Here is a 12,433-nt window from a genome sequence, read left to right as displayed (position 1 = left end):
GGCGGGATCTGGAGTCGGATCGCCGGACCTGACGGTTCGCGTCGTCCTTTGATCAGGCGGCTTTCCGCCTCATGCTCGCCCGCGCGTCGTCACCCGGGAGCCGATCTGCTCGGCGATGAGCCGCCGGTAGTCCGGGCACTGGGTGACGTCCTCGTACTCGCAGTTCAGGCCACCCTCGATGAGTTCCAATGAGATCCGGGCGGCGGCGATCCTCGATCGGAGCTCGTCGGCCTGGGCGCGCAGGATCTTGTGCCGGGCAGCGCGCTCGACGGTGGCGGACAGGCTCCTGATGGTGTCCAGGCCCAGGCCGGCCTTCTTGCCTATGAGGATCGTCGCCACGCGGGTGAGGTCGTCCGCGTCGTAGCGGCGGCGTCCTCGTGCGTCCCGTACGGGGTGCAGCAGGCCCATCGATTCCCAGTGCCGCAGGACGTGCGGGGCGAGACCGAACCGTGCAGCGAGCGCGCCGATGCCCATCGCGTTCGCGGCGTTGTCTCCGCTCGACTTCATGTGTCTCCGGTTGACTTCATGTCGACATCAAGTCCTAGCGTGGCGCCCATGTCCAAGAACCAGGAAACGGTCGAAATGCACCGCCATACCGCAGGCATGCTGGCCCTCCTCGACGCGATGGACCAGATTCCGAGCGCCGGCCTGCTGCGGGCGCGCTCCTACGAACTGCTGTCCCTTGTCCCGGGCTCGTCCGTCGTGGACATCGGCTGCGGTGCCGGGCGGGCCGTAGCCGAGCTGGCCGAGCGCGGCGTCGACGCGGTGGGGGTCGATCCTGATCCGTGGATGCTGGCCGAGGCCCGGAAACGGTGGCCGGCGGCCGAGTTCCGGGAGGCGGGGGCGGAGGATCTGCCGTTCGCCGACGGAAGTGTGCGCGGCTACCGTGCCGACAAGGTCTTCCACGCACTTCAGGAGCCGTGGCGCGCGGTGACGGAAGCGCGGCGCGTCCTCTGCCCGGGCGGCAGGATCGTCCTGGTCGGGCAGGACTGGGACGCCGTCATGGTCGACTCCGACGATGCGGAGCTGACCCGCACGATCGTGCACGCCCGCGCCGACCTCCTGAGCACGCCCCGCGCCGGCCGCCAGTACCGCAACCTGCTCCTGGACGGCGGCTTCGACGACGTCACCGTCGAGGTGCACACCAGCGTGTTCACCGATCCCACGATGCTGCCGTTGCTCACCAGGCTCGTCGAGTCGGCCTGCATGAGCGGTGCCGTCGGCCGTGACCAGGCCGACGAGTGGCTCGCCGAACAGCACCGACGCGCCGAGGCGGACCGCTTCCTCATCGCCATTCCGTTCTTCTTGGCTGCCGCCTCCGCCTAGAGCGCCCGGAGTGCGGGGTGGCGTCTGTGGTGACCGCCGCTGTCGCCTCACGGCTCTTGGCCTCCGGGCCGCCCCTGAGGAGAGCCCCGGGGCGGCCCGGAGGCCGTGGACGGTGTGGTGTTCCGGCAGAGGATCTGCGTGGCCGTGGACCATGTCCGCGTCCTGCCCCGCTCGCACCGCCGGGCTCCTGCCCGACGCGTCCGGCGGGAGATCCGGCGGAGGCGGTGCCCGGCAATCTAGCGGGTGGACCCGGTGTGCTCCCGAACGGTCGCCGCCTCGCCCGCCGTCGTCCCGGCCCCCGGCTCGCCGCTCTGCTTCGCGAACCCGCGCCGGCCCGGCAGGACCGCGAGGACGATCAGTGTTCCGGCGGCCATGATGATCCCGCCGATGAGGCTGGTCTGGGCGACTCCGTGGGCGAATGCCTGGTGGACGGCGTCCACGGCGGCCTGGGCCTGCTGGGGCCCGGCGGAGGGATCTTGCGCGACGCGCTGCGCGACGGCCAGGCCGGCGCCGACCGAGTCCTTGGCGGTCTCCATCGCCTCCGCCGGGAGCCGGTCGCCCACCAGGTCGGTCAGCTCGTCCCGGTAGGCCGTGCCCAGCAGCGAGCCGAGCACCGCGATGCCCAGCGCCCCGCCCAGCTCCAGCGCGGTGTCGTTGACACCACCGCCGACGCCCAGCTCGGACTCGGGGAAGGAGCCCATGATCGTGTCGGTCGCCGGGGAGATGGCCAGTCCGAGCGCGAGGCCCAGCATCATCAGCGGCGCCAGGAAGTCCCCGTACGTCGACCCCTTGTCGATCTGGGTGAGCAGGAACATGCCCGCCGTGCCGATGGCCAGGCCGGTCACGGCCATCACCTTCACCCCCAGCTTCGGGGCGAGTATCCCGGTCAGCGCGGACCCGAGGAACACCGCGCCGCCCAGCGGCAGCAGCCGTACGCCCGTTTCCAGGGCGCCGTAGCCGAGGACGAACTGGAGGAACTGCGTCGCGTAGTAGATCACGGCGAACATACCGAAGAAGAAGAACATCACCGCGAGCATCGAGCCGGTGAAGGGCCGCAGCGCGAACTTCCGGACGTCCAGCATCGGGTGCGGGTGCCGCAGCTCCCAGACGACGAAGGCGGCCAGACCCACGCCGGCGACCACGGCGCCGGTGACGGGGCCGGCGCCCCAGCCGGCGTGCGGGCCCTCGATGGCGGCGTAGATCAGGGAGCCGACGGTGACGATCGACAGCAGACCACCGACGTAGTCGATCCGGCCCATGCCCTCCGCCTTGGACGGCGGTACCAGGGCGAGCGCGCCGAACACGGCGAGGACGGCGAACGGCACGTTGATCAGGAAGGTCGAGCCCCAGGCGTGGTCCTCCAGCAGCCAGCCGGAGACCAGCGGGCCGAAGGCCACCGCCAGCCCGGAGGTCGCGGCCCAGGCGGTGATGGCCTTGGCCCGCTCGCTGCGGGGGAAGGTCGCGACCACCAGGGACAGCGTGGCCGGCATCACGACCGCGGCGCCGATGCCCATGATCGCGCGGGCCACGACGACCAGCGAGGTCTCGTCGACCATGCTCCCCATCACCGAACCGGCGGCGAAGATCAGCAGACCCAGCACCAGCGCGCCGCGCCGGCTGTACTTGTCGCCGATCGCGCCCAGCACCAGCATCAGCGCCGCGTACGGAACGGTGTAGCTGTCGACGACCCATTGCAGATCACTGCTGCTCAGGCCCAGGTCGGTGGTCATGTCGGGGGCGGCGACGATCAGCGACGTGTTCGCCATCACCGTTATCAGCAGGCTCAGACACAGCACGAGCAGCGCCCACCAGCGCCGCGCGTAAGGCCCGGGCATCTTCTCCACGGGGGTGTTCGCAAGGAAAGGCATCAGTAGCTCCTGAGGGGGACGGGGAGGATGGGCTTGTCGGCCCATGAGGCGAGTGGGTGACGGGCTGAGATCTCAGGGCTTCCGGATCATCGTGTGGCCCCTTGCGGGCTTCCCTCGGCGATCTGCTGGAGGGCCGCGTCGGTGTCCGCGATGGCGAGCATCCTGTTGATGTCGGCGCCGGCCAGTGCGCCGGCCGCTGCGGAGGCCCCGACCTGGGCGACCAGATCGGTGACGTTGCCGGCCACCCACACGCCCGGCACCTCGGTGGTGCCGTCCGCGCCGGAGACGAAGCTGCGGCCCTTCGGCCCGTCCTGCACCGGCAGGCCGAGACCTTCCAGGCCCTGGGTTCGGGCCCGCATCGGCGCGGCGACCGCGAGGACGCGGCGGGCCACGACCTGGCCGTCGGCCAGGCGCACCCCGGCGAGGGCGCCGTCCTCGTCGTCGACGACCTCGGCGACCGGGGTGTCGATGACGCGGATGCCGCGGGCGGCGAAGCGGGCGCGGCTGTCCTCGTCCAGGTCGGTGCCGTGGGTGAAGTAGGTGAGGTCATCGGTCAGCTGGCGGAACAGGTACGCGTGGCCGATGGAGGCCGGGCCGGTGGCGAGGATGCCGATGGGCTCGTCGCGCACCTCCCAGCCGTGGCAGTACGGGCAGTGCAGCACACTGTGTCCCCAGTGCTCGGCGAGGCCGGGTACCTCCGGCAGCACATCCGTGAGGCCGGTGGCCACCAGGACGCGGCGGGCGGTGATGTGGTGGCCGTCGGCCAGGGTGACGGTGAACCGCAGGTCCCCGTCCGCCGACGGGGCGGCGGGCTCGGCCGAGGTCACCTTGCCGTGGACGACGCGTCCGCCGTACTGGCGCACCTGCTCCCGGCCCCGTCGGAGGATCTCGGACGGCGGGGTGCCGTCCAGGGCGAGGAGGCCGTGCACGGCTTCGGCGGGCGCGTTGCGCGGGGAGCCGCTGTCGATCACGACGACCGAGCGGCGGGAACGGGCGAGCATCAGCGCCCCGTTCAGCCCAGCGGCGCCCCCGCCGATCACCACCGCGTCGACGGTCCCCTCGGCCGGTGCGTCGCTCGCGTACGCAGGAGTCGTCACAGCCGTGGCCTCCTGCGTTTCCTTGTCAGTCATGGTTCGGTCAACCCTTCAAGTTCCGGGTGGTTCGCTGGGGGTCAGCTGTTCAGGAAGCCGACGATGTGGTCGGCGACCGTCTTGGGCTGTTCGAGGTGCGGGAAGTGCCCCGCGCCGGGTATGACGATGCGTTCGAAGTCGTTCGTGAACAGGTCGTCCATGCCGTCGCTCAACTCCACGGACAGGCAGTTGTCGTCGGCTCCGTGGAGGTAGAGCGACGGGACGGTGATGGCGCCGAAGGCCCGGGCTTGCAGGGATCGGGTCGCCTCGTCCACGGGGGGCGCGAACAACTGGCGGTAGTAGCCCAGGGTCTCGGTCAAGACTCCTGGAGCACCCAGGGTTTCCTTGAGCGCGGCACGCTCCGCGTCCGGCAGTTCGTAGCCGGGTGACCATTCCCGCCAGAGCCGGTCGATGAAGGCGAAGTCGTCGAGCTCGACGGCCGCCTCGGCCATGGCGTTCTGGAAGAAGAACATGTACCAGCTGCGTCGCTGCTGGTCACCGTCGGTGACCAGTGCGGTCATCAGTTGCCGGGCGGGGGGACCCGCCATGGTGACAAGCTTGCGGACACGCCTCGCGTCGAGGCTCGTTGCCGCATACGCCGCCGCGGCCCCAAAGTCGTGGCCGATGAGATCCGCCTGCTCGCGCCCGAGCGCCTCGATCAGGGTCAGGACGTCCTGACCGGTCGAGGCGATGTCGTAGGAACCATCGGGGGCCGCGCCGCCGGGCCAGTATCCGCGCTGTGCGGGCGCGACCGCCCAGTACCCCTCCTGCGCAAGGCGGTCGAGGGTACCTGCCCAGCTGGCGGCATGGTCGGGAAACCCGTGGAGACACACGACGAGCGGCCCACTGCCGGCCTCAAGGACCGGAACCGCCAGTCCGCCTGCCTGAACCGTCCGGCGACGGACGCGGTCGGTCGCCTGGGACACCCTGGCCGGGGAGTCCTCGCCGAAGGGCGGTCGCTGAGTCACCTGTGTCATGAGTTCAACCTCCAAAGCCGCTTTCGCGGCGTCGCGGTCCGGTAGGTCCGGACCAAGTAGCAAGTACGGCTGCCTGAAGCCGGGGCCAGTGCCGGCGAGCGGTCACGCCGGCGGCCGTCCACCGAGTGGAGAGTCCGTCTCCGCTTCGCTTGGGACGTTCGTGATGTACAGATCCAGTCCGGCGACGAAACTCGCCGTCGCCGGAATCGCGAGGATCAGACCGGCCTTGCCGGCCTGGAAGGCGTCGCAACTCCGGGCGGCGCGGAGGAGTTCAAAGGCATGGGTCGCCCTCGATCGCGCCAGGCGTGCACACATCCCGTCCGATGAGCCCGGGACTGTTGTGTACTGAACTGTCAGAAACCTAGGCGGTTCTGTACTGAGTTGTCAAGAAGAGTGGGTCGGCCGTACCTTCGGTGTATGGCGAGACCACGAAGCTTCGACCGCGACCACGTCCTCCATGCCGCCGAACGGCAGTTCCGCGCCTCGGGCTACAACGGCACGAGCGTCGACGACATCAGCGCCGCCACCGGCCTGGGCCGCGGCAGCCTCTACGGCGCGTTCGACGGCAAGCACGGCGTGCTGCTCCAGGCGATGACCGGCTACTTCGGCCGGCTGGGGCAGGGCCCGCCGAAGATGCTCGCCGGACCGGACGAGGGCGCTCTGGAACGACTGCACGCGTACCTGCTCCGCGCCGTCCACGGGGTGCCGCTCGCCGCCGACGTACCCCCCGCCTCCGACCGGGCCGCTGCAGCCTGCTTCGCCGCCAAGATGGCCCTGGAGATCGGCGCCTCCGACCCCGAGGTGAAACGCCTGGCCGACGACTGCTTCTCCGTGGTCAGGACGGCGGTGGCCGACTGCGTGCGAGCGGCGCAGCGCAACGGCGACATCGACCCCGACGCGAGCCCCGACGACCTCGCGTACCTTCTGCTGACCGTCATCCGCGGAAGCGATGTCGTGGGCGCGTACGGCCACAGCCCCGACCGCCTGACCTCGATAGCGGAGACCGCGTTCGCCCTGCTGCCCCGCCCACGCCACCCCTGAGAAAGGCACGGCCGGCCCGAAGGTCCGCGCGCCGCGGGCGGCCGTCCGGGAGGTTGGCGAAGAACTGAGCGACGCTGTCGGGAATCTTGACGCCGGTAGTCATTTGCCCTGGCGCCATCAAAGGGGTCGGGGCAGGTTGCGGTGAACTGCTCCGGAAGCTCAACCCAGGAAGCTGAGCCGGACCTGACGGTTGACGTTGGAGATGTTGGTGTCGACAAGACACACCGACTGCCAAGTCCCCAGCTCCAGAAGCCCGTTGACGACCGGGAGGGTCGCGTGGGGTGGGACGAGGGCGGGGAGGACGTGGTCGCGGCCGTGGCCGGGGGAGCCGTGGCGGTGGGTCCAGCGGTCGTCGGCGGGGAGGAGGGTGTGGAGCGCGGCGAGGAGGTCGTCGTCGCTGCCGGCGCCGGTCTCGATGACGGCGATGCCGGCGGTGGCGTGGGGGACGAAGATGTTGAGGAGGCCGTCGCGGCCCGCCGCCGCCTCACGGAGGAAGGACTCGCAGTCGCGGGTGAGGTCGACGACTCGCTCACGCGAGCCGGAGGTGACGTGCAGGACACGGGTGGTGAAGGCGTCGGACATGGCTGCATTGTCTCCGGTCCGGGCCGTGTGACGCCGGGGACCCGAGGCCGCGGGGCTCCGTACGGCCGTCCGATCGGCGAGCGGCCGTGGTCCACGTCGCAAGACACCCGTTGACCACCCACCCCACCCCTCACTACGTTCGACGGCATGTCGCGTTCAGCCCTGCTCACCACGCGTGGTCACATCGACCTCCTGCGGGTGGCCTCCGCCGCGTGTCGCCACGGCTGCTGACGCCCCCTTTCCGCCAGGCCCCTTCCGGCCAGGCCGCTTCCCGCAAGGCCCCCGCACGGGCAGACCCCTGAGTTCTGCCTGATCCGGCGCGGCCGAGGCGTGTCCCCCCACCGCCCCATGGAGCCCCCATGAGCATCAGCCATGCCCCGCCCCCACCCGACGCCACAGCGTCCGGCATCCCGGACAGCCATGGCTCCGGGCCTCAGCTCCTCCAGCCCATCCGCCCTCTCCGCCCCCACACCTCCCGCCGCCCCCGCCTCCCCCGCTGGCTGCGCCGCACCACCGGCCCCCTCCTCCTGCTGGCGCTCTGGCAACTCCTCAGCACGACAGGCGTGTTGACGTCCGACACCCTCGCCTCCCCGGGCCGGATCGCGGAGGTCGCCGGTGACCTGATCGCCGACGGTTCGCTCACCTCCGCCATGGGGACGTCACTGCGGCGCGTCGCCCTGGGGCTGCTGTTCGGCACCCTCATCGGCACCGGGCTCGCCCTGTTCTCGGGCCTGTTCAGGATCGGCGAGGATCTGGTGGACGCGCCGGTGCAGATGCTGCGGACGGTCCCGTTCGTCGGTCTGATCCCGCTGTTCATCATCTGGTTCGGCATCGGCGAGACCCCGAAGGTCGCGATCATCACGCTCGGGGTGACCTTCCCGCTCTACCTGAACGTGTACGCGGGCATCCGCGGCGTCGACTCCCAACTCGTCGAGGCCGGTGAGTCGTTGGGGCTGTCGCGGTGGGGTCTGGTCCGGCACGTCGTGCTGCCGGGGGCGCTCCCCGGGGCGCTGACGGGGCTGCGGTACTCGCTCGGCATCGCCTGGCTGGCCCTGGTCTTCGCCGAACAGGTCAACGCGGACTCGGGTATCGGGTTCCTGATGGTGCAGGCGCGGGACTTCCTGCGGACGGACGTGATCGTGGTCTGTCTGGTCGTGTACGCGTTCCTCGGGCTGTTCGCCGACTTCGTCGTCCGTTCTCTGGAGAGGGTGCTGCTGCAATGGCGACCGACGTTCACCGGCCGGTGACCGGGCAGGCGGTCCGGGTCGAGGGGCTGACGCGGTCCTTCGACGGGCGTGCCGTCATCGACGACCTCCGACTCGACATCAGGCCGGGCGAGTTCGTGGCGCTCCTCGGGCGCAGCGGCTGCGGGAAGTCGACGCTGCTGCGGATTCTCGCGGGGCTGGACCGGGAGATCGAGGGGACGGTGCTGGTGCCGCGCCGTAAGTCGGTCGCGTTCCAGGCGCCCCGGCTGATGCCGTGGAAGAGGGTGTGGCGCAACGTACTGCTCGGGCTGCCGGGCAAGCCGTCAAGAACGGTGGCGGACAAGGCACTTGAGGAGGTCGGCCTCGCCGGTCACGCGAACGCCTGGCCGAAGACGCTCTCCGGTGGTGAGGCCCAACGCGCCTCGCTGGCACGGGCGTTGGTCCGCGAGCCCGATCTCCTGCTGCTGGACGAGCCCTTCGGGGCGCTCGACGCGCTGACCCGGATCAAGGCCCAGCGGTTGGTGGGCGAGTTGTGGCGGCGGCGCGGCTGCACGGTGCTGCTCGTCACGCACGACGTCGAGGAGGCCGTCCTCCTGGCGGACCGGGTCCTGGTGATGGACGACGGCGCCATCGCCCACGAGCAGTACGTCGACCTCGACCGGCCCCGCGACCTCGCCGACCCCCGGTTCGCGGAGCTGCGGGCGGGACTGCTGGCCCGGCTCGGCGTCGACGCGGCTTCCTGAACTCGCCCGCACATCAACGGAGTTGCCCCCCATACAAGCAACTACAGGCAACTCCCCACTCCCCCACCGACAGGAACCCCCACATGCGCCCCGCCCGTCTCCTCCCCGCCGCCCTCCTCCTCACCCTCCTCCTCACCGCCTGCGGCGCCACCTCCTCCGCCTCCACCGCCACCGACGGCACCGGCTCCCTCACCCTCGATGTCGGTGACCAGAAAGGCGGTTCGGAAGCCGTCCTACGTGCCGCGGGCGAACTCAAGAACCTCGACTACAAGATCAAGTGGTCCACGTTCACCTCCGGCCCGCCCCTCCTGGAGGCCGTCGACGCGGGCGCCGTCGACATCGGCGCCGTCGGCAACACCCCGCCCGTCTTCGCGGCCGGCGCCGGCTCGAAGATCACGGTGGTCGCGGCATGGCACGGCTCGTCGGAGGGCGAGGCCGTCCTCGTACCTAACGGCTCGAAACTCACCAAGTCCCGTGACCTGAAAGGGAAGTCGATCGCCGTCGCGCAGGGTTCCTCCGCGCACTACCAGCTGATCGCCTCCCTCGAAGCGGCCGGGCTCACTCCGGCCGACGTCCAGGTCAAGTACCTCCAACCGGCCGACGCGCTCGCCGCGTTCACCTCCGGGAAGGTCGACGCGTGGGCCGTCTGGGACCCGTACACCTCGCAGGTCCTCGAAGCGAAGAAGGGGCGTGTCCTGACCACCGGGCAGGGTGTCGTCAACGGGCTCAGCTTCCAGGTCGCCGCGCCGGCCGCCCTCAAGGACACGAAGAAGGCCGCCGCGATCGAGGACTACCTCGCGCGCCTGCGCCGCGCCCAGGACTGGGTGTACACGCATCAGGCGGACTGGGCGACGGTGTGGGCGAAGGACACGGGCCTGCCCTACGACGTCGCCCTCGCCTCGGTGAGGCGTACGCATTCGACGCGGATCGCCGTCGCCGTCGACCGCCCGCTCATCGCGTCCGAACAGAAGATCGCCGACACGTTCACCGCCCTGAAGCTGATCCCTGCGAAGGTCGACTTCGCGGATTTCGTGGACACCCGCTTCAACGCCGACCTCCCCGCCTCGACGACACCGGCACGCTGACCCCGCCACGACACGTACGACGCCGGCGAGCCGGGCCGGCGTCGTACGCGGCAGGTCCGGGCGTCCGGAGTGGGAAGAGGGCCGGAGTGGGAAGAGGGCCGCCTCCGGCGTGGTTGGTAGAAATGTGAACGACATTCGTGAGGTCGAGGTGGTCGTCGTGGGCGCCGGACAGGCGGGGCTGTCCAGCGCGTATCACCTGCGGCGGACCGGGTTCCGGTCCGGGCGGGATTTCGTGGTCCTCGACCACGCGCCGGCGCCGGGGGGTGCCTGGCAGTTCCGGTGGCCGTCGTTGACGTACGGCAAGGTGCACGGGATGCACGCGCTGCCGGGGATGGAGCTGGAGGGGGCGGACCCGGCGCGGCCGTCGTCCGAGGTGATCGGTGCGTACTTCGCGCGTTACGAGGAGGCTTTCGACCTGCGGGTGCGGCGGCCGGTGGACGTCCGTGCGGTGCGCGAGGGGGGTGGGGGCCGGCTGCTGGTCGAGACGTCGGACGGGGACTGGTCCGCGCGGGCGCTGATCAACGCGACCGGCACCTGGGACCGGCCGTTCTGGCCGCGCTATCCCGGGCAGGAGACGTTCCGGGGGCGCCAGTTGCACACGGCCCAGTATGCGGGGCCGGAAGCCTTCGCCGGTCTGCGGGTCGTGGTCGTCGGCGGGGGCGCCTCCGGCACGCAGCACCTCCTCGAACTCGCCCCGTACGCCGCCTCCACCATCTGGGTCACCCGTCGTCCGCCGGTCTACCGCGAGGGTCCCTTCGGCGAGGAGGAAGGGCGCGCGGCGGTCGCGCTGGTCGAGGAGCGGGTACGGCAGGGTCTGCCGCCTCGCAGCGTCGTCTCGGTGACGGGCCTCCCCCTGAACGACGCGATCCGCGAGGGCCTGTCCGACGGGGTACTGAACCGCCGCCCGATGTTCGACCGCATCACCCCCGACGGCGTCCACTGGCCCGACGGCCACGAGGAACCGGCCGACGTCATCCTCTGGGCCACCGGCTTCCGCCCCTCCCTCGCCCACCTCACCCCACTCGACCTGCGCGAACCCGGCGGCGGCATCCGCCTCACCGGCACCCGCACCACAGCCGACCCCCGCATCCACCTGGTCGGCTACGGACCTTCCGCCAGCACGATCGGAGCGAACCGAGCGGGCCGGGCGGCGGTGCGGGAGATTCGGCGGCTACTGGGGTCGACTTCGGGAGAGCCGACGTCGGGGGAGTTGACGGCGGCGTAGAGGGCGGGACGGAGGCTGCTGGTGGGGGCCGTCGGCGGAACCGGACGCAGTCCGGAGGGCGGGCCGGAAGTGGCTGCCGCCAACCGCCTCCGGCCCTCCTCGTTTCGGGAGAACTACCGCCGCCTCCCGCGAGCATCGCCGGTGCGGGCGGAGGTTTCAGCGTCCGCCCCGCACCAGCACTTGCCGTCTCAACGGACCCGCCTCGGGAAGTGGCACCCCGGAATGGATGCGCTCCCGGACGTGGCGCCTCAAGAAAGGTGTCCCCCCTCAGCCACACCGGCCCCCGGCCACCCGCGAGGACGTCCACCGCCGGCCGTTCTCGCTCCGCCGCCTCGAACCCGTGCCCGCCCCCTCAGCTCGCCTTCGGCTTCTGCCCCTGGAGTTTGTTGAACTCCGCCACGTTCCGCTGATGCTCCGCAAAGTTCGCCGTGAAGCGCGTGTCGCCGGGTTTGACGGTGACGAAGTAGAGCCAGTCGCCGGGGGTGGGGGTGATGGCGGCGCGCATCGCTTCCTCGCCGGGGTTGTCGATGGGGGTCGGGGGGAGGCCCATGCGCTGGTAGGAGTTGTAGGGGCTGTCGATCTTCGTGTCGGCGTCCGCGGTGTTCAGGGTGGAGCGGTTGAGGGCGTAGTTGATCGTCGAGTCCATCTGGAGGGGCATCCCCCGCTCCAGCCGGTTGAAGACGACGCGGGCGACCTTGCCCATGTCGGCCTTGGTGGCGGCCTCGGCCTGGATGATGCTGGCGATGGTGACGGCCTGGTAGACGTTCATGGCGTTGCGCTGGGCACCGGCGGCCATGGGAGCGCCGTTGAACTTCTTGTTCGCCGTGTCGACCATGTACGTGAGGAGCGACTGGGGGGTCGTCTTCTCGGTGAGGGGGTAGGTCGCGGGGAAGAGGTAGCCCTCGGGGTTGCCCTCGGCGTCGGTGGGGAGTCCGAGTCCGGTCTTCGGCAGGTTCTTCCGCGTCGTACCGACGGGGAGGGCGAGCGCCTTGTCGACCGCTTCGTAGACCTGGCCGGAGCGCCAGCCCTCGGGGATGGTCAGCACCTTCGGCTTCGCGGCCTCGGGGGCGGGCCGTTCGACCCCCAGCAGCGGTACCGCCACGGCGGCAGCGGCCACCACGGCCCCGGTGACGACGAGGACGGTGCGGCCACGGCGCGTCAGACGGATCGCGCTCCGGGGCGGAGTGTTCATCTGCATGCGGGCACGTTAACTCGCACACCGTCAAAAACCGGGCATATCGTCGGTTTGTC

13 protein-coding genes are annotated in these 12,433 nt (G+C 70.8%); 7 read left to right on the top strand and 6 right to left on the bottom strand.

Going from position 1 to position 12,433, the window contains the following annotated elements:
• Positions 1 to 69: 69 nt before the first annotated feature.
• Positions 70 to 507 carry a MerR family transcriptional regulator gene (locus ABZX85_RS17635; protein ID WP_355868700.1) on the bottom strand — a complete coding sequence of 146 codons (438 nt, stop codon included), beginning with the start codon at positions 505 to 507 and terminating at the stop codon, positions 70 to 72.
• Between the two features lie 48 nt (positions 508 to 555).
• Here ABZX85_RS17635 and ABZX85_RS17630 point away from each other — a divergent pair, with 48 nt between their 5' ends.
• Entirely contained in the window at positions 556 to 1,326 is a 771-nt protein-coding gene (locus ABZX85_RS17630; RefSeq protein WP_355868697.1) for a methyltransferase domain-containing protein, read from the top strand.
• 236 nt (positions 1,327 to 1,562) lie between these two features.
• On the opposite strand, the gene ABZX85_RS17625 is transcribed toward ABZX85_RS17630, so the two are convergent.
• The 3 genes from ABZX85_RS17625 to ABZX85_RS17615 form a co-directional block, all read right to left on the bottom strand.
• A complete protein-coding gene (locus ABZX85_RS17625; protein ID WP_355868694.1) occupies positions 1,563 to 3,194 on the bottom strand; it encodes an MFS transporter in 1,632 nt (543 codons plus the stop codon).
• An 86-nt stretch (positions 3,195 to 3,280) separates the two neighbouring features.
• The gene (locus ABZX85_RS17620; RefSeq protein WP_355868691.1) at positions 3,281 to 4,324 is read right to left on the bottom strand and encodes an NAD(P)/FAD-dependent oxidoreductase; all 1,044 of its coding nucleotides are present in this window, start codon (positions 4,322 to 4,324) and stop codon (positions 3,281 to 3,283) included.
• Between the two features lie 41 nt (positions 4,325 to 4,365).
• Positions 4,366 to 5,250 carry an alpha/beta hydrolase gene (locus ABZX85_RS17615; RefSeq protein WP_355868689.1) on the bottom strand — a complete coding sequence of 295 codons (885 nt, stop codon included), beginning with the start codon at positions 5,248 to 5,250 and terminating at the stop codon, positions 4,366 to 4,368.
• Between the two features lie 468 nt (positions 5,251 to 5,718).
• Between ABZX85_RS17615 and ABZX85_RS17610 the strand changes: the two genes are divergently transcribed.
• Entirely contained in the window at positions 5,719 to 6,342 is a 624-nt protein-coding gene (locus ABZX85_RS17610; protein WP_355868686.1) for a TetR/AcrR family transcriptional regulator, read from the top strand.
• A gap of 159 nt (positions 6,343 to 6,501) precedes the next feature.
• Here the strand turns inward: ABZX85_RS17610 and ABZX85_RS17605 are convergent, their stop codons facing one another.
• Entirely contained in the window at positions 6,502 to 6,924 is a 423-nt protein-coding gene (locus ABZX85_RS17605) for a secondary thiamine-phosphate synthase enzyme YjbQ (protein WP_355868683.1), read from the bottom strand.
• Between the two features lie 147 nt (positions 6,925 to 7,071).
• Between ABZX85_RS17605 and ABZX85_RS17600 the strand changes: the two genes are divergently transcribed.
• From ABZX85_RS17600 to ABZX85_RS17580, 5 genes are all read left to right on the top strand, one after another.
• Entirely contained in the window at positions 7,072 to 7,155 is an 84-nt protein-coding gene (locus tag ABZX85_RS17600; RefSeq protein WP_355868958.1) for a putative leader peptide, read from the top strand.
• Positions 7,156 to 7,283: 128 nt separating this feature from the next.
• Entirely contained in the window at positions 7,284 to 8,171 is an 888-nt protein-coding gene (locus tag ABZX85_RS17595) for an ABC transporter permease (protein ID WP_355868680.1), read from the top strand.
• Complete coding sequence (locus ABZX85_RS17590; RefSeq protein WP_355868677.1) at positions 8,144 to 8,872, top strand: ABC transporter ATP-binding protein; 729 nt, start codon at positions 8,144 to 8,146, stop codon at positions 8,870 to 8,872. Before ABZX85_RS17595 ends, ABZX85_RS17590 begins: the two co-directional genes overlap by 28 nt.
• An 83-nt stretch (positions 8,873 to 8,955) precedes the next feature.
• Positions 8,956 to 9,957 (top strand): ABC transporter substrate-binding protein, encoded by a 1,002-nt coding sequence (locus ABZX85_RS17585; RefSeq protein WP_355868674.1) that lies wholly within the window; start codon positions 8,956 to 8,958, stop codon positions 9,955 to 9,957.
• 124 nt (positions 9,958 to 10,081) lie between these two features.
• Entirely contained in the window at positions 10,082 to 11,182 is a 1,101-nt protein-coding gene (locus tag ABZX85_RS17580; RefSeq protein WP_355868671.1) for an NAD(P)-binding domain-containing protein, read from the top strand.
• A gap of 352 nt (positions 11,183 to 11,534) precedes the next feature.
• Here ABZX85_RS17580 and mltG read toward each other — a convergent pair whose 3' ends face one another.
• Positions 11,535 to 12,380 carry an endolytic transglycosylase MltG gene (mltG, locus tag ABZX85_RS17575; protein WP_355868668.1) on the bottom strand — a complete coding sequence of 282 codons (846 nt, stop codon included), beginning with the start codon at positions 12,378 to 12,380 and terminating at the stop codon, positions 11,535 to 11,537.
• Between the last annotated feature and the right edge of the window lie 53 nt (positions 12,381 to 12,433).

It is taken from the genome of Streptomyces sp. NPDC004539, assembly GCF_040610055.1.
In the GTDB taxonomy this organism is placed as follows: Bacteria; Actinomycetota; Actinomycetes; order Streptomycetales; family Streptomycetaceae; genus Streptomyces.
The sequence above is the reverse complement of the archived record's forward strand: the minus strand, read 5'-3'. Positions and strand labels throughout refer to the sequence as shown.

Coding starts and splice junctions, on each gene's coding strand:
- ABZX85_RS17600 (WP_355868958.1), top strand. CDS start 7,072: ATGTCGCGTTCAGCCCTGCTCACCACGCGTGGTCACATCGACCTCCTG.
- ABZX85_RS17610 (WP_355868686.1), top strand. CDS start 5,719: ATGGCGAGACCACGAAGCTTCGACCGCGACCACGTCCTCCATGCCGCC.
- ABZX85_RS17635 (WP_355868700.1), bottom strand. CDS start 507: ATGAAGTCGAGCGGAGACAACGCCGCGAACGCGATGGGCATCGGCGCG.
- ABZX85_RS17605 (WP_355868683.1), bottom strand. CDS start 6,924: ATGTCCGACGCCTTCACCACCCGTGTCCTGCACGTCACCTCCGGCTCG.
- ABZX85_RS17590 (WP_355868677.1), top strand. CDS start 8,144: ATGGCGACCGACGTTCACCGGCCGGTGACCGGGCAGGCGGTCCGGGTC.
- ABZX85_RS17620 (WP_355868691.1), bottom strand. CDS start 4,324: ATGACTGACAAGGAAACGCAGGAGGCCACGGCTGTGACGACTCCTGCG.
- mltG (WP_355868668.1), bottom strand. CDS start 12,380: ATGCAGATGAACACTCCGCCCCGGAGCGCGATCCGTCTGACGCGCCGT.
- ABZX85_RS17585 (WP_355868674.1), top strand. CDS start 8,956: ATGCGCCCCGCCCGTCTCCTCCCCGCCGCCCTCCTCCTCACCCTCCTC.
- ABZX85_RS17630 (WP_355868697.1), top strand. CDS start 556: ATGTCCAAGAACCAGGAAACGGTCGAAATGCACCGCCATACCGCAGGC.
- ABZX85_RS17625 (WP_355868694.1), bottom strand. CDS start 3,194: ATGCCTTTCCTTGCGAACACCCCCGTGGAGAAGATGCCCGGGCCTTAC.
- ABZX85_RS17595 (WP_355868680.1), top strand. CDS start 7,284: ATGAGCATCAGCCATGCCCCGCCCCCACCCGACGCCACAGCGTCCGGC.